The organism is Subdoligranulum sp. APC924/74, from assembly GCF_003324125.1.
Lineage (GTDB): Bacteria > Bacillota > Clostridia > Oscillospirales > Ruminococcaceae > Gemmiger > Gemmiger qucibialis.
The window spans coordinates 19,556-39,943 of record NZ_PSQF01000019.1; the positions used below are offsets into that span (position 1 = coordinate 19,556).

The window sequence follows — 20,388 nt, forward strand, 5'->3', positions numbered from 1 at the left end:
TTTTTTTGGCCTTTTGGGCAAAAGTTGTATAAACTGCACCATGGCCAGGCACAAGAGTATGACTAATCAAAACATTTTGCACATCGGCACCCGTCCGCCGTTTGGAACGGGCCCCAAACGCGTTCCGGCATGCCGCACATGTGATGCTCTTTTCCCCGCTCATTCCTCAAAGTTCAGGGTAATATCCCCCAGCGCGGCATCCAGAATCACAGCGTTGGCTGCTTTGCTGTTGGCGCTGTAAGGGCTTGCCTGCTTGGCGCCGCTTACCGTAATACTGCCCAGGCCGCATGCAGCCTGCACGCTGTAACCGTCTGCCTTTTCCCCCAGGGTCAGGGCAATATTGCCCAGCTGATCGGTTACCTGCACCTGACTAGCCCCTAGCAGGCGGTCGATCGTCACATCGCCCTGGGCGTTTTCAATCGTCACGCGCTCTGCCTGCACGGTGCCAAGCTCTGCACTGCCCAGGGCAAGCGTTGCATCCAGCTGCCCGGTTTGCAGCTCATCCGCATACAGGCTGCCGAGGGCAAGGTCTGCCTGTATGCTTTTGGCTTTCAGTGTACCAAGGTCGGCGCTGCCCAGGTTCAGATTCAGCGCTATCTGTTCCAGTTCTATCTCCGGCAGGGCCGCTGCGTGTGGCGGCGGCTCTGCCGGTATTATTTTGTTCTATATATTATATAATATTATGTCAGTTAATATATTTTATCTGGTTCTTTCCCACTGCTTCAAAAATGGCAGCAAAAATGCCGCAGGCACACAGCCTGCGGCATAAAAGTGATGCTTATTCTGTTTTAGGGCAATACCGCATAATTCTAAGTGCCGATACGGCGAGCGAGGTGCGGCAGAAGCTAAGCCAAAAGCGCAGATAATACTGGATGTCTTATCGAGCATTTTGGCAACGCAGATGCCGTGCCGCAGCTGCCGGAGCGGTGCTTAAGCCGCAAGGCGGGAATTATGCGGTATTGCCTTAGCTTACCTGATGCTGCTCGATCCAATCCGCCACCGCGCGGGAAAGCTCGGTCAGGCTGCCCTTGGTAAAGGGGGCTTTCATTCCGGCGCTTTCGGCCAGCTCGGTATAGGTTGCCATACCGGCCAGGTTGGTCAGCTTCATATAGCGCTGCCAGGCGTCCTTGTGGTCCTTCAGGCTGGCCACAAAGAACTGCAGGGCAATGGCGGTTGCCAGGCAGTAATCAATATAGTAGAACGGGCATTCAAAGATATGCAGCTGGCGCTGCCAGCCTGCGCCGCGGCCATAGAACGGCAGGTCGCCGAACTTGTTCCAGGGGCGGTATTTCTTTTCCAGCTCCAGCCAGACGGCATTGCGTTCATCCGGCGTAAGATCTGGCTGCTGATACATAATGTGCTGGAATTCATCCACCATGCAGCCGTATGGCAGGAAGATAAAGCTGTCCTCGGCGTGCAGCAGCTCGTATTTATCCGTATCCTCCTTAAAGAAGAGGTGATGCCACGGGGCGGTCAGGAACTCCATGCTCATGGAGTGGATCTCGGCGCTCTCCATACCGGGGCACTGGATATCTTCGGGGATGTTCTTGGGGCTGCGGGCAGCCAGGTAGCCTTCCAGCGCATGCCCTGCTTCATGGGTCAGCACATCCACATCCCCCGCCGTGCCGTTCCAGTTGGCAAAGATGAAGGGGGTCTTGTAATCGGGCAGCATTTCCTCATAACCGCCGCTCATTTTGCCGGGGCGGCTGAGAACGTCGAACATCTCGTTATCCTGCATGAAGTCGATGAACTCTGCCGTTTCGGGGCTGAGCTCATGGTACATCTTGCGGGCACCGGCCATCAGCTCGTCATAGCTGCCGTGCGGCACGGGGTTGCCGTCCGCAAAGCTGATGGTGCTGTCCCAGAACATGGGGTTCTCAATGCCGGTGCGCTTGTTGCGCAGAGCCAGAGCCTTCTGGATCATGGGCACCACCTGCTCCACCACTTCCTGGCGGAACGCGGCAACCTCCGCCGGGCCGTAACCGATGCGGTTCATGCGGATATAGCTCAGCTCGCTGTAATCGTTGTAGCCCAGGATGCGTGCCTGCTCGTTGCGATTCTTGACCATCTTATCATAGATCTCGTCAAACTCGGCGCGGTGGGCGTCAAAGTAAACGGCTTCCGCCTCGTAAGCCTTACGGCGCATGGCGGGGTCAGTGCTCTGCTTATACAGCGTCAGCTGCGGGATGGTCAGCTGTTTGCCGTCCAGCTCCGCCATTGCACCGCCGTACAATTTCTGGTAAGCACTGGTCAGAGCATTTTCCTCTTTCTGCAGTTCGATCACCCGGTCGTCCATGCTCAGCACCAGGTTGCGCAGGCTGGGCAGAATGCGGGTACCGAACGCTTCTTCCAGCGCTTTGGCGTGCGGGTTGGAAAGAATCGCCTCCGCAACATTGCGTGCTGCATTGCTGACCGCCGGGCCGGTTGCATCAAACCATTCCTGTTCCCCGCTCCAATATTCATCGCGGGTATCCTGGGTATAATGGATGGATGCCAGGCAGGATGCCGTGTGGTAATGGGCCATCATGGCGTTTTCTTCGCGGTAAAGCTGTACCAGTTCTTCGCCGCTCTGGGCAGCGGCCATCTTTTTGGCATACTCTTCGCACTGGGCCAGAACCTTATCCAGGTCCGGGCGTTCGTACTTCATTTCTGAAAATTTCATAGCGATTCCTTTCTATTGTACATCCATTTTGGGGATACCGGAAATTCAAAAAGTCCGCCACGTTGCAAAAACAGGCCATTTTTTTTGCTTTTTCGGCTTTCCCAACGGATAAGTATTTTTCCGTGCAGGCACGGGCATTTGGCGCTAAACCTTGTTATGTTAATATCATAGCACACCAACAGGTATTTGGGTAGCCCCCTGTGCGGCGGGCAAAATGCACTTGCGGGTTTGCGGCAAATAGGCTACAATGGCAGTGAGCAAACACTGCGGCTTTTGCCGCCACAAAGGAGCAAACGACCATGACGTATAACGAAGTACTTACTGCAGCGCGTGGCCAGATGGGGCCCTGCAAAGCGTGCCCTGTGTGTGATGGGCGTGCCTGCCGCAACACGGTGCCGGGTCCCGGTGCCAAGGGCGTGGGTGATGTTGCCATCCGCAATTACAGCGCATGGCAGAACGTGCGGGTGAACATGGACACCATTTGCGAATCGGGTGAGCCGGACACCACGCTGGAAATGTTCGGCCACAGTTACCGCATCCCGGTTTTTGCCGGGCCGGTGGGTGCCATGCAGCTGCATTACGGCACCAAGTACACCGACCTGGAGTACAATGATATTCTGGTCCCCGCCTGCCACGATGCCGGGATCCTGGCTTTCACCGGTGACGGCACCAATCCCGCGGTTATGGTGGGTGCCTGCAAGGCGGTAAAAGCCAATGCCGGGTTTGGCATTCCAACCGTAAAGCCTTGGGATGCCGGGACGATTGCAGAAAAGATGGCCCTGGTGCGTGCCACCGGCGCGTTTGCCGTTGCCATGGACATTGACGCCGCCGGTCTGCCGTTTTTGAAGAACCTGAACCCGCCCGCCGGCAGCAAAACGGTGGAGGAGCTGCGCGGCATTATTGCGGATGCCAAGGTTCCGTTCATCATCAAGGGCGTCATGACGGCACGCGGCGCGCAGAAAGCGGTGGAAGCCGGTGCTTCGGCGATCGTAATTTCCAACCACGGCGGGCGCGTTCTGGACCAGGTGCCCGCCACAGCAGAAGTTCTGCCGGAAATTGCGGAGGCCGTCAATGGCCGCTGCAAGATTCTGGTGGATGGCGGCATCCGCACGGGTGTGGATGTATTTAAGGCGTTGGCCCTTGGCGCAGACGCCGTATTGATTGCCCGCCCCTTTGTGAACGCCATTTACGGTGCCGGTGCCGAGGGTGTTCAGGTGTATGTGGACAAGCTGGCCGGTGAGCTGGCCGACACCATGAGTATGTGCGGTGCACATTCTCTGGCCGAGATCACCCGCAACATGGTGAGAGTGTGATTTTTTTTACGAGGGTTTGTGTTCCTTCTTTGAAAAGAAGGAACAGAAGAAACTTTAATCTCGTATTACATACAAAATAAGATCAAGGCCCGTTGCACAGGATTTTGGGATGCAGCGGGCCTAGGTTGTTTTAGATGATATTTTTTATTGCTCTGTAGGGAACGGTCTTGACCGTTCCCTACAAATTGGGCAGGGTTTCTGCCCTTTTTTCATACTATACAAATACAAAACCAAAATAACCGCCCGCCTGCCGGAATGTCATATTCCAAACAGACGGGCGGTTATCTAAATTTGTCTTATCATTTCGGGTGCTTTTGTCTCGCTATCCTGCAACCTTACTGCGCGTGGTTGATGGGTTCCATGATGGCGTGTACCACAAAGCGCTGGTTGTTGGAAGCATAGGCGGAGCGGCAGGTGGAAAGCGTCAGGATATGGCTGCCGCTGGGAACATCCACGCCGGTATCATACAGCGAAAGTTCTTTCAGATACCGCAAAAAGGCATCGTAATCTTCGCCCTCACTGTAATCCAGCGCATAGCACGGGTCGTCCGATTTGGCATCGTGTGCCGAGAAGATGCGGCACTGGTAGTCGCCATCCGGCGTGTACAGGGTAAACGTTGGGTTTGCGCTGTAAAAATCCTGCTTGCGGTAAGCATCCAGCTTGCCGAACATGGCGCCGTTATGGATGTTGTGGCCATGGATCACATGGCACAGACCGTCCGCCCAGCTGGTGGAATCCCACGAAGGGCGGATCAGACAGCCATCGTTGCTGCTTCTGCCGGAAAAGCTGCGGCGCAGGTAATAGTTGGAATCTTCGTTCTGCACCACCGGCAGCGAAAGTTCCAGCCCCTGCACACTGAGCCATGCGGTAACGTCCGGGTTCTGCTCTTTCAACGCGGTAAAGTCCAGGCGGGAAGCCGGGGCGTTATCGCCGCCGGTGCTGGTATCCATCCAGACAAGCTGGGTGCGCAGGGTCTGGTATTCTTCATCACTTTTCTGGTAGCTTGTCCACTGCCAGAAGAACAACAGCAGGAACACCACCGCGGCAGCCAGCAGCGCCGGTACAATAAACTTGGAAAGCTGCGCTGCCGTTACGCCATCCGTACTGCGCCGACGGCGCGGCTTGGGGTCTTTCTCCGGCGGCTCACGGTACATGGTGTACTGCTTTCTGCTGGATTTGTGGTGGGTACTGCTGCCTGTGGAGCGGCGGGGCTGCCCGCTATAAGAGGGATTTTGTCTGTTCATGCTTACCCCCTGTCGGAATGCGAGGCATCATCGCCGTTTTCTTTCTTTTTGCGCACCACGGTCACACCAACAGCCGCGCCAATACATACAACTGCCAGCGCCAGGAAGATCCACATCACCGGGCTGTCTCCGGTGGGCAGACCGTACTGACCGTTTGCAAAAGCCGGAACATTCGGCGGGGCCGTGGGGCTAATCTTGGGGGTATCACCATCGCCATTGGGTATTGCGTTACCCGACATATTCGGGTTGTCGCCGGGATTACCCGGGGTCGGATCACCATCCGGGTTGGGCGTTTTGTCCGGGTTCTCCGAAGGATTGCTCGGTGTCGGCGTTGCGCTCGGCTGGTCCACCATCTTGACCAGGTGGTAACCACAGTTGGGGATGGTGCCGTCACCGTTAAAGTAGAACTCTACATCCGCAGCCTGCGCATAGCCCTCCGGGGCGCTTTCCTCGTGCATGATGTAAGTATGGCCTGCCACCAGCACCTCGCCGGTGTTGCCGGTCATCACCAGCTTTTCCGGTTCTGTACCGGAAACCCAGCTGTGAACCAGCTTGCCGGTGTTCTTATCCGTCAGCGTCATGGAAGCCCCTGCCAGAGAGTTGCCGTTGGGGTCCACCTTGGAAAGCTTGACTTCCAGTGGCTGGTCAATAACAGTCAATGTCTGGCCATCCAGCTTGCCGGATTTGGAAGTTACGGCAACGGTAAAATCCGAATTGATGGTAAAGGTAATATCGCTGGTCATGGCATAGCCTGCCGGAGCGTAAGTTTCGCGCAGCAGGTAGTTGCCGGGCGAAAGCTGCATCTCGTGCGGAGTGCTTTCGGTCTTCCAGCTGTCGATCTCGCTCTGGGTACCATCGGAGCCTACGCTGTAAACCACCAGTTTTGCGCCGGGCAGTTCATCGCTGCCGGTGGCGGACTTTTTGCTCACGATCAGCTTTTGCCGCTTGGCGTTGGTAAAGGTAAAGGTTTTGCCGTCATCGCTGGTGGTCATGGTGGAGACATAGCCATCCAGGCCGGTCATATCCTCGCTGATGTTGCAGTTGGTCATGCCCTGGCGGATATCAAAGTAAGCGGTGCCATCCCCCGTGATGGTACGGGTGGCGCTGCGCTGCTGGCCATCCTGGGTATAGGTCAGCACAATTCTGGCCGGGCCGTGGTTGCTGTCATCGGTAATCCACTTTTTCTTGACCGTGATGCGGCCATAGCTGCTGATGTTGCCGGAGTAACTGTTTTCCACATGTTCCTTGACCATAACGTACACGATCCAGCTGGTACGAGAACCAAAAAAACAGTTGGGTACCGGGATGGTAATGCTGTCCATCGTGCGGGAAAGGGTTGTGGTAATGGTAAAGTAGCCGTTCTCAGCATAGGTATCATTGCCAATGCCGTGCGGGAAGTAAACATACAGATAGCGGTTGTTTTCGCCGCCCTGATAGAAGCTGACGTTGCCATCCGTATACTCGATATTATAGTTGCCGGGGCAGGCATCCAGCAGCCAGCCGATATCCATACGCAGGTAGCTGTTGCCCTTGGTGGTGTTTTCTTTCATCAGGCTGGAGTCATCCAGGATTGCCTGGCTGCCCGCTGCCACCGTTGTGCCATCCAGCATGGTTGTATCATGGGCATAGGTCACATAGGTCGAATTGGACTCATCCACCAGTGTGGCATCGTTCGGGTCATAAGCGCGGCCCTGCAAACCGAACAGCACGTTGAAGGAGATGGTATCGCCAACCTGCATGGTCAGCGGGGTTCCCTGCTGGCGCATCTGGTCCAGCTGGTTCAGGGTATAGTCCACACCATTGACCGTAACGGTAACACGCTTGACGTAATTCATCAAGTCCACACATCCATTGGCCGATGCATCATAATTGGGATAATAGTAATCATCCTGTGCCGCATGGGCACCTGTTGCAAAGGCAAGCACCAACAAAATCAGCAACAGGCAGTACCGCACGCCGTTCCGTAAGTATTCCATCTTCTGGTTCAACGTTTTCAACCTCAATCACCTGACATCCTTGTTTTTTACAGACGCTGCAATGTATTTTATCATTTTATAACGTCTGCTCGTTTTATCTTGTTCCTTTAACTATGTAGTTTATTTTATCATATCCTTGTACGGCTTTCAACCTGCAAAGCTTCCAAATTTACACTTTTTTGTCACAGATTCCTTGGGTGCATCTGCTATTTGTTTCCCGCGGCAGGCAACAAATGTCTGGCATTTTTGCTGTGTTCACGCCGGATTGCGTCAGCTTTTGTGAAGTATCCTCACATGCAGCAAATAGCAAAGGCCGGCGGCTCCGTTTTTTGGGCAGCCACCGGCGTATTGTCATGTTGTTTTACTTGATTTTATTTGCCCCAGACAGTTTTCGCAATCTCTTTAACCAGCTTGAGCTTGTTCCACTGTTGCAGCCCGGTCAGCTTGTTGCCGATCTCGCAGGAGGCAAAACCACACTGCGGGCTCAGGCAGAGGCGGTCCGCTTTTCTGCTTCGTGGATGCGGGTAATCACGGTGTCCTTATGCAGAAAACGGCCTAATTTTGAGCAGCGAGGTTGTTTCCACCAACGGGCAGGGCCATGGTGCGCTGGTAGGCTTCCTGGTTCAGCATCAGGTCAATGTGGCTTTATGCGGCGGGATTGGTGCCGGTGCCCAGGCCGCCCTTGCGCAGGCTGGCATCCAGCTGTTTGGCGGTATTTCCGGCAGTGCGGATGCCGCTGCCGCAGATTATCTGGCTGGTCGGCTTGTTTTTGACCCCAACGCCCACTGCAATCATCATGCCCACGAAGCGGAGCACGCCTGCGGCTCCCATTCCTGCCACGAGGACAAAGGCGGCTGTGCCGGGAGCTGCCACTGAGCAAAAGAGTTAAAAAGTGCCGCGTCACGAGAGAAAAATCGAGATGCAGCACTCATTTGTATCTTCATTTTTGATTGTTGAAGAAAACCAAAAATCCGAACCCTCTCCCCTGTCGAGAAAAGGTTCGGATTTTTATTATTCAGTGCGGATAACAGGACTTGAACCTGCACGTCGTAGACACTGGACCCTAAAACCAGCGCGTCTGCCAATTCCGCCATATCCGCTCAAAATACCTTTGTATTTTAGCAGGTATCACGCTTTTTGTCAATGCAGGCAGGCGGGTCATATTAGGCTTCGTATCAGGTCAGGCTTTGCAGGTATGCCTGCGGGCCGGACTGGTACAGGTCGCCGCCATGGGCATCCAGCAGAACGGTAAGGGGCATATCCACCACTTCCAGGCGGCGGACAGCCTCGCACCCAAGGTCCGGCCAGGCGATGATCTCGCAGCTTTTTACGCTGCCAGCCATCAGAGCACCTGCCCCGCCAATGGCTGCCAGGTACACAGCACCGTTGCGCACAACGGCGGCCTTTACGGCTTCATCCCGCTTGCCCTTGCCGATCATACAGGCAAGGCCCAGGTCCAGCAGGCGCGGGGTAAACTTATCCATGCGGCCGGATGTCGTGGGACCCGCCGCACCAATGGCACAGCCGGGGCGCTCCGGTGTGGGGCCGACATAATAGATGGCCGCGCCTTTGATATCGAACGGCAGCGGTTCCCCACGGTCCAGCGCTTCGTTCATACGGGCGTGGGCGGCATCGCGGGCGGTATATACGGTGCCGGTCAGCAGCACGGTATCCCCCGCGTGCAGCGGGGCAAGCTCCTGCCGTGTAAGCGGCGTTGTTAAACGTACCTGCATATAAAAATTACCCTTCCTGCTGCACGCGCGCGCGGCGGTGCTGCTCCCTGACTTCCTCATGGTGGCGGTTTACAATTTCCATTTCAGTTTGCAAAATCTGCCCCGGTGCCGGGTCCGGCTGCAGCTTGGGCGGCTGGTCGTCATCCAAGGAGATATCGATTTTACTGCCCGGTTTATGCTGATCCGGTTCCCCCAGTGGGATATCAATTTGCGGTTTGTTTGCCAATTTGATCTCTTCCTTAAAAATTTGTGTCTTGCTTTGGGGCAGCATGTTATGATGCTGTTTCCCCTGTTTTGGTGGCTTAGCTCACATCGCATTTCGCAGTTGATGTTGCCCATATTTCATTGTTTCGCAGTTCTTTTCCACCGTTTATTCCTATATCGTTCAAAGTTTCTGCTTCCTTCTTTTCAAAGAAGGGACAACAATGCCCGTAAAAAGTCCTTACACCTCAGCGCTGGCGCGGCGGGTAACGTGGCAGCTTACGTTGACTGCCACCGGCAGGCAGGCCACATGGGTGGGCAGCTGTTCAATGCAGACGCCCAGGCAGGTGGTTGCACCGCCAAAGCCCTGCGGGCCAAAGCCGGTTGCATTGATGGCATCCAACAGCTCTTTTTCCAGCGCGGCATAATAGGGGTCCGCGTTGGGCTGGTCCAGCGGGCGCAGCAGTGCCTTTTTGGCCAGAGCTGCGCATTTATCAAAGCTGCCGCCAATGCCTATGCCCAGCACAATGGGCGGGCAGGGGTTGGCCCCCGCCTGCTTGACGGTTTCCATCACAAAGTCTTTTACGCCCTGCACGCCATCGGCAGGTTTGAGCATGGTCAGGCGGCTCATATTCTCGCTGCCTGCGCCCTTGGGGGCTACGGTAATTTTGCAGACATCCCCCGGCACAAGATGTACCGTTAAAAACGCCGGGGTGTTATCCCCCGTGTTCACGCGCTGCAAGGGGTCCGCGGTGATGGACTTGCGCAGGTAGGCTTTCTCATACCCGCGGCGCACGCCCTCGTTCACAGCTTCGTCCAGATTGCCGTTGATGTGCACATCCTGGCCAAGCTCGATGAACACGCAGGCCATGCCGGTATCCTGGCAGATCGGCAGGTCTTTTCCTGCAGCAACGCAAAGGTTCTGCTGCAGCAGTTCCAGCGTCTGGCGGGCCAGCGGCCAGGGTTCGGCGGCATGGGCGTTATCCAGCGCCTGCTTCACATCCGGCGGCAGCTGGGTGTTGGCGCGGATGCACAGTTCTTCCACCGCATCGGTAATAGCGACGGCGTTTACTTCCCGGATGCTCATACCCGCGCCACGCCGCTTTCCCGTGCAGCTTGCGCCACAGCGTCAGCCACAGCCGGTGCCACACGCGGGTCAAAGGCCTTGGGCAGAATGTTTTCCTCGTTCAGCTCGTCCTCCGGGATCAGGCCGGCGATGGCCTTCGCGGCGGCCATCTTCATCTGGGGGTTGATGTCCCGTGCGCGGACGGAAAGTGCGCCCTTGAAGATGCCGGGGAATGCCAGAACATTGTTGACCTGGTTGGGGAAATCGCTGCGGCCGGTGCCGATGACCCGCACACCGGCTGCCTTGGCGGCATCAGGCATGATCTCCGGGTTGGGGTTGGCCATGGCGAACACAATGGCATCCGGTGCCATGGTGGCGGCCATCTCGGTGGTCAGCGCACCGGCAACGGAGGTGCCGATAAAGACATCTGCACCGCGCACGGCATCGGCCAGGGTGCCGGTCAGGTGTTCGGGGTTGGTCACGGTTGCCAGCCATTCCTTATGGTCGGCAAGGCCCGCCGGGCGGCCGGGGTACAGGATACCGTGTTCATCCACAGCAACAATGTTTTTGGCACCGGCAACCTGCAGCATCTTGATGATGGCCGTACCGGCAGCGCCGGGGCCGTTCTGCACGATCTTGACATCTTCCAGCCGCTTGCCAACAACCTTGAGGGCGTTGAGCACGCCGGCCAGTACGATAATCGCGGTGCCGTGCTGGTCGTCATGGAATACAGGGATATCCAGGTCGCGCTCCAGCTCCGCTTCAATATCAAAGCATTCGGGGCTGCGGATATCCTCCAGGTTGATGCCGCCAAAAGTCGGAGCAATGGCCTTGACAGCGGCAATAACTTCCTCGCGGGTGGAAGCATTCAGGCAGATGGGGAACGCATCGACACCGCCGAACTCCTTAAACAGAACGCACTTGCCTTCCATGACCGGCAGACCAGCTTCGGGGCCGATGTTGCCCAGGCCCAGCACAGCAGTACCGTTTGTGACAACTGCCACGGTGCGGCCCTTGAAGGTGTATTTATACACATCGTCCGGGTTTGCCTTGATCTGGCGGCAGGGCTCCGCAACGCCGGGGGTGTAGGCAGTGGACAAGGCGTCACGGTCCTTGACTTCAAACAGGCTGTTGACCGTCAGCTTGCCGGGGTATTTTGCGTGCATTTCAAGTGCGGCGGCATTGTAATCCATGGTAGTTGCTCCTTTGTTCGTATTCCTGTTTCGTATTCCTGTATTGATTTTGTTTTTATTTCAGTTTTGCATAAATCGGTTCCAGCTGGATCACGCAGAAATGGTCCGGCCAGCGGTCCGATACCGCTTTGCGCAAAGCAGCCGGGATTTTGTTGGCGCGGTGGTCCTTGGCGGCCAGCCAGTCTGCGGGAACGGCACAATCAAAAATCACATTGGTATGGGTGGGGCCGGGTACAATGCGCAGGTCGTGGATATCCGCTTCCGGCGCAATTTCAGCCAGCTGTTCTTTCAAGAATTTCCGCAGTTCGTTGATATGCGGGTCATCCGTCACCACGGGGTCAAAGTGGATCGTGACCAGCAGATGGTCATGCACCTGAAAATCCCGCTCGATAGAGTCGATCAGGTCATGGCTTTTCATCACATCACTGTCAGCGGAAAGCTCAATATGGAAGCTGACCAGCTTGCTGCCGGGCCCGTAATCATGCACCATCAAATCATGGATGCCCAGCACACCGGGGTAACTCAGGGCTTTTTTCTCAATGTAATCGATCAGTTCCGGGTCAGGGGCCGCGCCCAGCAGCGGGCTGATGGTATCCCGCACCAGGCCGACGCCGCTCCACAGGATAAACAGCGCCACGCCAACACCCATCAGGCCATCAATGCGGTCAATGCCAGTCAGGTGAGCCAGAATGGTAGCGGCCAGAACCGCGGCAGTGGTAACCACATCGTTGCGGGCATCCGCCGCAGTGGCCATGAGCGTTTCGGACTTGATGCGGTTGCCAACGCTGCGGTTGAAGCTGCTCATCCACAGTTTGACCAGGATGGACACCACCAGCACCGCTATGGTCAGCGCACTAAGGGTAACCGGCGTGGGGTGCAGCACCTTGAGGAAGCTTTCTTTCAGCAGCTCAATGCCGATGACCAGTATCATGACCGAAACCGCCAGCCCCGCCAGGTATTCGTACCGTGCATGGCCGTAAGGGTGCTCATCATCGGCAGGTTTTGACCCCAGGCGGAAGCCCACCAGGCTGACCACATTGGAGCTTGCATCGGACAGGTTGTTCAATGCGTCCGCCGCAATGGCCATACTGCCAAACAGGGTGCCCACCGTAAACTTGCCCGCAAACAGCAGCACATTGCACACAATCCCCACCATACAGGCCAGGTTGCCATAAGCAGTGCGCACGGTGCGGTTCTGGATATTGGCCGGATCACGGATAAAAAGTCTGATCAGAAGTTTTGTCAAGAATTGCTCTTCCCTTCCCCTACAGATATGGATATTCGGAATTGAAGTTTCCTGCTGGGGCGTTGTATCCGACAAACCCCACAGACAGATAATTTACAAAAATGGCGGACCGATGGGGGTCCGCCATTTATCATTTCAGGTTCAAGCAGCGTTCCTGCTGACCATCTTATGCAGATCAGTCACGAATGATGCAGGCATCGCGCTCCGGGCCAACGGAGATATACTTGATCTTGCAGCCAACGGCCTTTTCCAGATATTCCACATAGCCGCGGGCAGCTTCCGGCAGGTCCTCGTACTTGCGCACGGAGGTGATATCGCAGTGCCAGCCCGGCAGCTTGACGACAACCGGCTGTGCATCGTCCAAAGTCTTGCCGGTCGGGAAGCGGTCGGTCACAGTGCCGTCAGCCAGCTTGTACTGGGCAACAACGGGAACTTCTTCCATATAATCCAGAACGTCAAACAGGGTCAGGGCCAGCTCGTCACAGCCCTGGCACTGAACGCCGTAACGGGAAGCAACCACATCAAACGGGCCAACGCGGCGCGGGCGGCCGGTGGCAGCGCCGTATTCATGGCCGGCTTCACGCAGCAGGTGCTTTTCTTCCTCGGTCATAGCCAGCTCGGTGGTAAAGGGGCCGTCGCCCACGCAGGAAGAATAAGCCTTCATGATACCGATGGACTTGTTCAGCTTGCGGCCGGGGATGCCAGCGCCAATGGGTGCATAAGCGCCGATGGTGTTGGAGGAAGTGGTGTAGGGATAAATGCCGTAGTCGATATCACGCAGGGCTCCCAGCTGGGCTTCAAACATGATCTTCTTGCCGGCATCGTCAGCATCTGCCAGGTACTGGCCGACATCGCAGATGTAAGCGCTGAACACTTCCTGGAAGTGCTTGCACCAGTTCCACATATCGTCCACGCTGACAGGCTTCTGGTTATAAATGTTGACCATGGTCAGGTTCTTGGATTCCACCAGGGTTTCCAGGCGCTTGCGCACACTGGCATCCATGTGGACCAAATCGCCCATGCGCAGGGTTTTCTTCATGTACTTATCACCATAGGTGTAAGCAATGCCGCGCTTGGTGGAACCAAACTGTGCGCCCGTTTTGGCAAGGCGGGCCTCCTCCAGGCCATCCTGTTCCACATGGAACGGCATGGTGATGGTAGCACGGTCAGAAATTTTCAGGTTGTCCGGGGTAATCTTAACACCCTGTTCGCGCAGGGCGGCGATCTCTTTTTCGAGATGTTCCGGGTCAATGACCATACCGCCGCCCATAACACAGACAATGTTGGGGTGCAGGATGCCGGAGGGCACCAGGTTCAGTACGAACTTGCCGCACTCGTTTTTGACGGTGTGGCCGGCGTTGTCGCCGCCCTGGTAACGGGCAACGATGTCATAATCGCGGCAGAGCAGGTCCACCATACGGCCCTTGCCCTCGTCGCCCCAGTTGATACCGGTAATTGCAGTAAGCATGAAAAATAACCTCGCTTTGGCAAAATGTACAGCCTTTTCCGTTCAGTCTGCCGGGTGGCTGACTGATTTCTTGTAGCCGGGATTCGCCGCCAGCTATATTATAGCAAACCCGCTTGCAAATTCCAATACCCCGGCACAATTTTGTGCAAACCACACAGCCCCGCGCCAGCCGGGCCGCCACTTTGAACAGGGGATCAGTGGCGCACCTGCAGCTTGCGGCGGGTGCCGTCCGGCTCAATCACCGTGGTGTGCTCCAGCTGGTCAATCATGGATGCGCGGATATCGGCCAGGTATTCCTGCCGCAGGGCGTCACGCTCCGCCAGTTCGGCTTCCGTCAGGCCAGAAGTTTTTGCTTTATGAGCCAGCGCATTGATGCGCGCGATTTTTTCTTTTTCCATAGGGTTCTGTTCCTTTCCTTATATAAGGATATCCGGGCAACAGGTCTGCCGCCCATGGCAGAGCATTGGGTGCTCTGCCACGGGTATTATAACACACCCGCTTCCCTTTTGTGAATGCAGGACTGTACTTTTTGCAAAAAAGCTGTATAATAGAAAAGTATCCGCTTTTGACGGGGGTATTTTTCCCTGCTGCGGTACGCGATGTATTTTTCAAAAAAGACAGGAGACAACCCATGAAAAACACCAACCTGACCCGCGCTGCTGCCAGCCTGCTGGCATGCGGCATGGTTTTTGGCCTGACTGCCTGCAGTTCCAGCGCATCCTCCAGCGAAGCAACCGCCGAGAGCGCAGCTTCCAGCGAAGCTGCCAGTGAAAGCACTGTTCCTGACGACGCTACCGCAGAAAGCGCCGCCGATGATTATTCTTATCTGGCTGATTTTTCTTTCAGTGATGCCTATGACGAGAACGGCTACCTGAAAGGCATCACCGCGCTGGATTACGTCACGCTGCCGGATACTGAGAGCTTTACCCTTTCGGACGATGCCACCACCGTGAGCGACAGTGATATTGACGATTACATTTCCAACAACATTCTTTCCAACTATAAGACCACCAACGAGATCACCAACCGCGCCGCCGAAAACGGTGACACTGTGAACATTGACTTTGCCGGTTCCATTGACGGCGTTGCCTTTGACGGCGGCACCGGCAGCGATTATGATCTGACCCTGGGCAGCGGCACCTTTATTGACGGCTTCGAGGATCAGATCGTTGGCCACATGCCCGGCGAAACCTTTGATGTGAATGTCACCTTCCCGGATGACTACCAGGCCACCAACCTGGCCGGCAAGGACGCAGTGTTCGCCACCACGCTGAACTACATCAACGAGGATGTGACCCCCGACCTGACTGATGATTGGGTCAGCAGCAACCTGGCCGAGTCCATGGGCATGAACAATGTGGCTGAGCTGAAAACTTTTGTCAGCAACAGCCTGCTGTTCAATCAGGAAGCCAATGAGCTGTACGGCCAGCTGTACGATGCTGCCGAAGTCAATACCGATACCCTGCCCGAAGATGTGCAGCAGTATTTCACCAATACCGTGCTGTACCAGCCGTACCTGTACGCCCAGATGCGCGGCGTTTCGCTGGAGACCATGCTGAGCCAGGCCGGTTACAGCAGTGTGGATGAATACCTGGAAAACAGCGAAAGCTCCAAGCAGAGCATGATCAAGCAGATCCTGATCATGCAGGCTTTGGCGGAGAAGAACAACATTGTATGCGATACCGACATTCTGAACGCTGAGTTCTCCCGCTACTTTGGCTCCACCGATATGACCAGCTATGTGAACGCTTACGGCGAAAACTACGTGAAAACCAACATTCTGCATGACATTGTGATGCAGAACCAGATCGACAACGTTGCCTAAGCTGCCCAAGCTGTTTGGCTACCCCCTGACCATTAAGTTTTAACCGTACCACCCGCGCCCGCTTGACAAAGCCGTGTGCGGGTGGTATATTAGGACCATAATATTTAGACGTTTATCTAAATATATAATTCTTGTGATTTTCTGAAAGGGTATATGTTATGAGCACGATAATTTCTTTGCAGACCATTTTGTGGAGCGCCTTGGCCGCCGCAGCCGGTATCGGGCTGCCGGTTCTGGTTTTTTTGGTATGGAAGTTCAAATTCTGCCGGGGTGCAAAGCTGTTTCCTGCTGTTGTCGGCGCGGTGACCTTTGTTGTTTTCGCCCAGGTACTGGAAGGTGTGCCCAAGGCCATTTTCTTTGGCGGCGGCACCGGCGTTTCGCAGTATGTGCTGACCCATGCGTGGGCTTACACCCTGATCGGCTGTCTGCTGGCGGGCGTGTTTGAGGAAGTCGGGCGCTATCTTGCGTTTCGCTTTCTGCTCAAGCGCTATACCAACCGGCGGGACGCCGTAACCTATGGCATCGGCCACGGCGGGATCGAGGCAATCCTGGTTCTGGGGCTCACCGCCATCAATAATATTGCGATTGCGCAGCTTGTCAACAGCGGCAGCATTGAAACCATAACCAATGGGCTGACCAGCGCGCAGCTGGACCAGGTACAGGCACAGATCGCCGCCGTTGCCAGCTTTGGGGCCGCCAACCTGCTGCTGGGGCTGGCTGAACGCGCGATTGCCATGACGCTGCACATTTCCCTCTCGGTGGTTGTATTCCGGGCCGTCCGGCAGCGCAAGGCCGGGTATCTGGGATTGGCGGTGGCGCTGCATGCGCTGTTCGATGTTCCCGCCGCTTTATTCCAGTGCGGCGTGCTGCACAGTACCTGGCTGGTGGAAGCACTGCTGCTGGTGCTCTGCCTGGGCTGCGCGGCTTACGCCAAAAAGCAGTATTGTGCATTGCAAGAACCGGAACAGCAGACGTTATCAGATAAGGAGGAACGCTGACCTATGGTAGGCGATGCGTTTAAGGCTTTGGGGGACCCCACCCGGCGGCGCATTCTGGAGCTGTTGAGCGAAGGCGAAATGAGTGCCGGTGATATTGCTGCGCACTTTGATATGGCAAAGCCATCCGTAAGCCACCACCTGAACATTTTGAAAAATGCCGGGCTGGTAACGGATGAGCGCCGCGGCCAGAACATTGTGTACTGCCTGAACCTGACCGTGTTCCAGGAAGCTGTTAAGTGGTTTTTCGATTTTGGCTTTGTGAAAGGTGGACCTGATGATGAAACGAAATAAACTGTTTTGGGGGCTGCTGATTTTTTGCGCCATCAACTTTGCGGCGCACCTCTGCTTTTATGGCTCCCTGCCGGATGTTGTGCCCACCCAATGGGGCGCGGATGGCCAGACCAACGGCTGGGGGCCAAAATCCACTGTGCTGATTATGGCAGCCCTGCCCGCCCTGATGCTGATTTTGATGGCAGTGCTGCCCCGCATTGACCCCAAGCACCAGAATTATGAAAAGTTCAAGGGCGTCTGGAACGCCTCCCTCACTGCCCTTACAATATTTATGTCAGCTATGAGCTGGTTTTCGGAGCTGAGCGTGTTCGGCTTGATTCCGGAGGGCAGCAGCCTGGTCGGTATTCTGGTCTGCGGCGGCTGCGGGGTGCTGTTCATCTTTTTGGGCAACTATATGCCGCGCATCAAGCAGAACTATATGTTCGGCTGCAAAACTCCCTGGGCGCTGAACAACGAACACAACTGGAACCGCACCCAGCGCATGGGCGGCATTGTGTTTGTTATTATGGGTGCTGCTTTGATTGTAATTTCACTGCTGGCCGCCATTTTGGGCGATGCCGCCACCATGATCTTGCTGCTGGCCGTTGTCTTTGGCGGCTCCGCCTGGATCTACCTCTACTCCTACCTCGTCTACATCGGCAAAATGAAGTAAGTAAACAGCGCCCACCCGGAGCGCACTCTTTATCCTGCATCGCGCCTAATATCCAAAAAAGGCGCGCAGCGCCCACCACCATTCTTCTTTATTATTTATTCATTACAAAATGCTCCCCTCTCCATGCAGTTCTCTTATGCACAGGGCGGGGAGCGTTTTATTTTTATTCCTGGGTTTTCTTTTCAGCGCGTTCCGTTTTCATGCGGATGCGCTCGCGCTGGGATTTTTCCAGTTTTTTATAGCGGGCATAGCTTTCGGGGCGCACGGTCTCAATGCAGCGGGCAAAGTTCCAATGCAGGCCGTCGCGGCGGTTCAGTTTAAAGCGCAGGAACCACGGGCCGTGGTCCGGGCAGGTGGCTTCGGTATAATAACCGGTGTTGCCGCGCTTGAGCCAGATATCGTTCAGCACCAGCGGCTTGCCGCAGAACGGGCAGCCCACCTGATACAGCGCAGGGTCATTTTTGTAGGCATCGTGGTCCAGGCGGTCAAAGTAGGTTTGGATATCGTACGTTTCGGTATCGGTATTGTTCAGCAGGGCAGCTGTCAGCTGGGCGGCGGGGTCCGGGTATTCGGCAATGCCCTGGGCCAGCGGCAGGCGGCGGCAGATTTTTGTGGTGTACAGGGCATCGTCCAGCGCATTGTGGAAATCGCCGTCATGCTCAATGCCAAGGCGGTCCACCACGCTTTCCAGCGTCAGGCCCTCGCCTTCCCCGCGGGGGAAATTTTTCAAAAAGATCTGCTGCAGGTCATACCAGCGGCTGGGCCAGCTTTCGTCCATATTATAAAGGAACAGGTTCTGCTTCAGCACCGGCACATCGTCCAAGCCCCACTCGGCAAATTCGGCGTCAGGGCCGGCCCATTCCTGGAACCGCCGCAGGCCTTCGGCAATGGGCACCCCGGCTTCCAGATCGCCCTGGCTCAGGCCAGTCACCTCCGCAATGCGCCAATGCAGCTTGCGGAAAATGCGGGGGCGCAGGGTCATCTCAACGGTATCCAGTACATCGCCATTCTCGTCCACCCGCACTGCACCGATCTGGATGATCTCACCCCGCAGGGTCAGCTCCGCCCCATGATAATTAAAGGTTTTGGGCGCATTGCCCATGTTCCATTCCAAGTCAAAAACGATCAGGTTCACTGCGGGTCCTCCAAGATGAATTTTTCAACGGCCAGCCCTACCCCGTCATGCTCATTATCTGCGGTGACGTATTTGGCTGCCTGTTTTACTTCCGGCACAGCATTGCCCATGGCAACGCCCATGCCCGCATAGCGGATCATGGGCAGGTCGTTCCAGCCATCGCCGCAGGCCATCAGGTTTTCGGGGCCAAGGCCCATGTTTTTCAGCAGCAGCGCCAGCGAGGCGGATTTTTCCACCCCCAGGGGCATCGTTTCAATAAAGAACGGCGCCGAGCGGTAGATGGAAAGTTTGCCCGCAAACTTTTGCTGCATCAGCTCTTCCACATGGGGCATATCCACAGGGTCGCCAACCAGCAGCAGCTTGTTGATGGGCCACTGGATCTCGGCGGGCAGGTTTTCCACCTGGCGGGCCGGGATTTTGTTGATGCGGGCTTCCTCGCCAACATAGGGGTTGGCGGCATCCTCGGTCACAATGCCTTTGGCATCATAGGTCAGCGGCATCACGTTCCAGTAGCGGGCAAAGGTGCACACCGGGTCAATCAGCTCCGGCGGGAACTCATGCTGCACCAGCGTTTCGCCGGTTTTGCAGTCAATGATCTTACCGCCGTTATAGCTCAGGATGCAGCCGCCGCGGCGGTCCAGCTCCAGCTCTTTGGCAAGCGGCTCAATGCCCACGGTGGGGCGGCCGCTGGCCAGCACAATGCGCACGCCGCGGTCCGCCGCTGCCTGCAGGGCAGCTTTGGTGCGTGGGGTAATGACTTTGGCATTGTTGGTCAGTGTGCCATCCAGATCCAGTGCCAGAACTTTGTATTGCATAATATCCCCTGTTTCTTTGTTTTTTCGTCTTTTTATTTTACCCTATCAGCCGCCATTGCGCAAGGGGGCGGTAAAGATTCCGGTTATTTCCGCCTGCATTGCTCTTTGGAGCGCAGCAGGGCTGATTTTGCGGTGCAGCACACCCATTTTTGTGGCAAAACCCGGAAAATGACCGGGATTTTAGCGGTTAGTAATAACTAACGTATTGACAACAAATTTTCCTCATGGTACACTATTCAGGCAATAAGGGAGTAGTCGGCGCGGCACTGGGCAAGAGCAGCCGTGCAGTTTTGCCAACACAATGAGCTAACAGCAAAGGCTCTGGCACTACTTGAAATGACGAGACTTATCCGCACAGGGTTCACCTGCATGCTGTGTGCAGGTGCTGGGCGGATAGGTCTTTTTTGTTTGCCCGGCTCTGCCCTTGGATCTAAGGCAACACCGCACAATTCCCGCCTTGCGGCTTAAGCACCGCTCCGGCAGCTGCGGCACGGCATCTGCGTTGCCAAAATGCTCGATAATGTCGGGTTGCGGTACCCGCATCGTGCTTCGGGGGCAAAAGCCCCTCGC

The 20,388-nt window shown here is 55.9% G+C and carries 20 protein-coding genes, 1 tRNA gene and 1 pseudogene; 7 read left to right on the top strand and 15 right to left on the bottom strand.

Going from position 1 to position 20,388, the window contains the following annotated elements; translation table 11 throughout:
* Nucleotides 1–159: 159 nt before the first annotated feature.
* Nucleotides 160–579: a DUF4097 family beta strand repeat-containing protein gene (locus tag C4885_RS06955; protein ID WP_371681643.1), complete on the bottom strand. Its 420-nt coding sequence runs from the start codon at nt 577–579 to the stop codon at nt 160–162.
* On the opposite strand from C4885_RS06955, the gene C4885_RS17000 reads away from it, so the two are divergent.
* Entirely contained in the window at nt 493–678 is a 186-nt protein-coding gene (locus C4885_RS17000) for a hypothetical protein (RefSeq protein WP_242979503.1), read from the top strand. The two genes, C4885_RS06955 and C4885_RS17000, sit on opposite strands and share 87 nt — an antisense overlap.
* A 286-nt stretch (nt 679–964) precedes the next feature.
* Here C4885_RS17000 and C4885_RS06960 read toward each other — a convergent pair whose 3' ends face one another.
* Nucleotides 965–2,662, bottom strand: coding sequence for a M3 family oligoendopeptidase (locus C4885_RS06960; protein WP_113999644.1), 1,698 nt, complete (start codon nt 2,660–2,662; stop codon nt 965–967).
* A gap of 299 nt (nt 2,663–2,961) precedes the next feature.
* On the opposite strand from C4885_RS06960, the gene C4885_RS06965 reads away from it, so the two are divergent.
* Nucleotides 2,962–3,975, top strand: coding sequence for an alpha-hydroxy-acid oxidizing protein (locus C4885_RS06965; protein WP_113999645.1), 1,014 nt, complete (start codon nt 2,962–2,964; stop codon nt 3,973–3,975).
* Between the two features lie 335 nt (nt 3,976–4,310).
* Here the strand turns inward: C4885_RS06965 and C4885_RS06970 are convergent, their stop codons facing one another.
* The 3 genes and pseudogenes from C4885_RS06970 to C4885_RS17005 form a co-directional block, all read right to left on the bottom strand.
* A complete protein-coding gene (locus C4885_RS06970; protein WP_113999646.1) occupies nt 4,311–5,219 on the bottom strand; it encodes a class B sortase in 909 nt (302 codons plus the stop codon).
* Nucleotides 5,220–5,221: 2 nt separating this feature from the next.
* On the bottom strand, nt 5,222–7,222 hold the full coding sequence (locus tag C4885_RS06975; RefSeq protein ID WP_147237792.1) for a collagen binding domain-containing protein: 2,001 nt from the start codon (nt 7,220–7,222) through the stop codon (nt 5,222–5,224).
* A gap of 344 nt (nt 7,223–7,566) precedes the next feature.
* Nucleotides 7,567–7,695: pseudogene (locus C4885_RS17005) on the bottom strand (5-methyltetrahydropteroyltriglutamate--homocysteine methyltransferase); the annotation flags it as partial.
* A gap of 61 nt (nt 7,696–7,756) precedes the next feature.
* On the opposite strand from C4885_RS17005, the gene C4885_RS06985 reads away from it, so the two are divergent.
* Nucleotides 7,757–8,071 carry a NifB/NifX family molybdenum-iron cluster-binding protein gene (locus tag C4885_RS06985; protein WP_242979504.1) on the top strand — a complete coding sequence of 105 codons (315 nt, stop codon included), beginning with the start codon at nt 7,757–7,759 and terminating at the stop codon, nt 8,069–8,071.
* A 143-nt stretch (nt 8,072–8,214) separates the two neighbouring features.
* On the opposite strand, the gene C4885_RS06990 is transcribed toward C4885_RS06985, so the two are convergent.
* From C4885_RS06990 to C4885_RS07025, 8 genes are all read right to left on the bottom strand, one after another.
* Nucleotides 8,215–8,295: transfer RNA gene (locus C4885_RS06990), tRNA-Leu, on the bottom strand.
* A 75-nt stretch (nt 8,296–8,370) separates the two neighbouring features.
* The gene (locus C4885_RS06995) at nt 8,371–8,928 is read right to left on the bottom strand and encodes a Fe-S-containing hydro-lyase (RefSeq protein WP_113999649.1); all 558 of its coding nucleotides are present in this window, start codon (nt 8,926–8,928) and stop codon (nt 8,371–8,373) included.
* A 7-nt stretch (nt 8,929–8,935) separates the two neighbouring features.
* Nucleotides 8,936–9,154, bottom strand: a complete 219-nt coding sequence (locus tag C4885_RS07000; RefSeq protein WP_147237794.1) for a hypothetical protein — start codon at nt 9,152–9,154, stop codon at nt 8,936–8,938.
* A gap of 216 nt (nt 9,155–9,370) precedes the next feature.
* Nucleotides 9,371–10,216 carry a fumarate hydratase gene (locus C4885_RS07005; protein WP_371681642.1) on the bottom strand — a complete coding sequence of 282 codons (846 nt, stop codon included), beginning with the start codon at nt 10,214–10,216 and terminating at the stop codon, nt 9,371–9,373.
* Entirely contained in the window at nt 10,213–11,388 is a 1,176-nt protein-coding gene (locus C4885_RS07010) for an NADP-dependent malic enzyme (RefSeq protein WP_113999651.1), read from the bottom strand. The genes C4885_RS07005 and C4885_RS07010 overlap by 4 nt, the downstream gene beginning before the upstream one ends.
* A 55-nt stretch (nt 11,389–11,443) precedes the next feature.
* Nucleotides 11,444–12,634 (bottom strand): cation diffusion facilitator family transporter, encoded by a 1,191-nt coding sequence (locus C4885_RS07015; RefSeq protein ID WP_113999652.1) that lies wholly within the window; start codon nt 12,632–12,634, stop codon nt 11,444–11,446.
* Nucleotides 12,635–12,809: 175 nt separating this feature from the next.
* Nucleotides 12,810–14,102 carry an adenylosuccinate synthase gene (locus tag C4885_RS07020; protein WP_113999653.1) on the bottom strand — a complete coding sequence of 431 codons (1,293 nt, stop codon included), beginning with the start codon at nt 14,100–14,102 and terminating at the stop codon, nt 12,810–12,812.
* A gap of 194 nt (nt 14,103–14,296) precedes the next feature.
* Nucleotides 14,297–14,500 (bottom strand): DUF896 domain-containing protein, encoded by a 204-nt coding sequence (locus C4885_RS07025; protein ID WP_113999654.1) that lies wholly within the window; start codon nt 14,498–14,500, stop codon nt 14,297–14,299.
* A gap of 233 nt (nt 14,501–14,733) precedes the next feature.
* On the opposite strand from C4885_RS07025, the gene C4885_RS07030 reads away from it, so the two are divergent.
* The 4 genes from C4885_RS07030 (at nt 14,734) to C4885_RS07045 (ending at nt 17,868) form a co-directional block, all read left to right on the top strand.
* Nucleotides 14,734–15,927, top strand: a complete 1,194-nt coding sequence (locus tag C4885_RS07030; RefSeq protein ID WP_113999655.1) for a trigger factor — start codon at nt 14,734–14,736, stop codon at nt 15,925–15,927.
* Nucleotides 15,928–16,085: 158 nt separating this feature from the next.
* Nucleotides 16,086–16,925, top strand: coding sequence for a YhfC family intramembrane metalloprotease (locus tag C4885_RS07035; RefSeq protein ID WP_113999656.1), 840 nt, complete (start codon nt 16,086–16,088; stop codon nt 16,923–16,925).
* Between the two features lie 3 nt (nt 16,926–16,928).
* Nucleotides 16,929–17,216: an autorepressor SdpR family transcription factor gene (locus C4885_RS07040; protein ID WP_113999657.1), complete on the top strand. Its 288-nt coding sequence runs from the start codon at nt 16,929–16,931 to the stop codon at nt 17,214–17,216.
* Nucleotides 17,203–17,868: an SdpI family protein gene (locus tag C4885_RS07045; RefSeq protein ID WP_113999658.1), complete on the top strand. Its 666-nt coding sequence runs from the start codon at nt 17,203–17,205 to the stop codon at nt 17,866–17,868. The genes C4885_RS07040 and C4885_RS07045 overlap by 14 nt, the downstream gene beginning before the upstream one ends.
* Nucleotides 17,869–18,031: 163 nt before the next feature.
* Here the strand turns inward: C4885_RS07045 and C4885_RS07050 are convergent, their stop codons facing one another.
* Both C4885_RS07050 and C4885_RS07055 read right to left on the bottom strand, forming a co-directional pair.
* The gene (locus tag C4885_RS07050; RefSeq protein WP_113999659.1) at nt 18,032–19,003 is read right to left on the bottom strand and encodes a 3'-5' exonuclease; all 972 of its coding nucleotides are present in this window, start codon (nt 19,001–19,003) and stop codon (nt 18,032–18,034) included.
* A complete protein-coding gene (locus tag C4885_RS07055) occupies nt 19,000–19,818 on the bottom strand; it encodes a Cof-type HAD-IIB family hydrolase (RefSeq protein WP_113999660.1) in 819 nt (272 codons plus the stop codon). The genes C4885_RS07050 and C4885_RS07055 overlap by 4 nt, the downstream gene beginning before the upstream one ends.
* Between the last annotated feature and the right edge of the window lie 570 nt (nt 19,819–20,388).

Coding starts and splice junctions, on each gene's coding strand:
- C4885_RS06965 (WP_113999645.1), top strand. CDS start 2,962: ATGACGTATAACGAAGTACTTACTGCAGCGCGTGGCCAGATGGGGCCC.
- C4885_RS07025 (WP_113999654.1), bottom strand. CDS start 14,500: ATGGAAAAAGAAAAAATCGCGCGCATCAATGCGCTGGCTCATAAAGCA.
- C4885_RS07040 (WP_113999657.1), top strand. CDS start 16,929: ATGGTAGGCGATGCGTTTAAGGCTTTGGGGGACCCCACCCGGCGGCGC.
- C4885_RS07035 (WP_113999656.1), top strand. CDS start 16,086: ATGAGCACGATAATTTCTTTGCAGACCATTTTGTGGAGCGCCTTGGCC.
- C4885_RS07030 (WP_113999655.1), top strand. CDS start 14,734: ATGAAAAACACCAACCTGACCCGCGCTGCTGCCAGCCTGCTGGCATGC.
- C4885_RS06960 (WP_113999644.1), bottom strand. CDS start 2,662: ATGAAATTTTCAGAAATGAAGTACGAACGCCCGGACCTGGATAAGGTT.
- C4885_RS07055 (WP_113999660.1), bottom strand. CDS start 19,818: ATGCAATACAAAGTTCTGGCACTGGATCTGGATGGCACACTGACCAAC.
- C4885_RS07020 (WP_113999653.1), bottom strand. CDS start 14,102: ATGCTTACTGCAATTACCGGTATCAACTGGGGCGACGAGGGCAAGGGC.
- C4885_RS07005 (WP_371681642.1), bottom strand. CDS start 10,216: ATGAGCATCCGGGAAGTAAACGCCGTCGCTATTACCGATGCGGTGGAA.
- C4885_RS07010 (WP_113999651.1), bottom strand. CDS start 11,388: ATGGATTACAATGCCGCCGCACTTGAAATGCACGCAAAATACCCCGGC.
- C4885_RS06995 (WP_113999649.1), bottom strand. CDS start 8,928: ATGCAGGTACGTTTAACAACGCCGCTTACACGGCAGGAGCTTGCCCCG.
- C4885_RS06970 (WP_113999646.1), bottom strand. CDS start 5,219: ATGAACAGACAAAATCCCTCTTATAGCGGGCAGCCCCGCCGCTCCACA.
- C4885_RS07045 (WP_113999658.1), top strand. CDS start 17,203: ATGAAACGAAATAAACTGTTTTGGGGGCTGCTGATTTTTTGCGCCATC.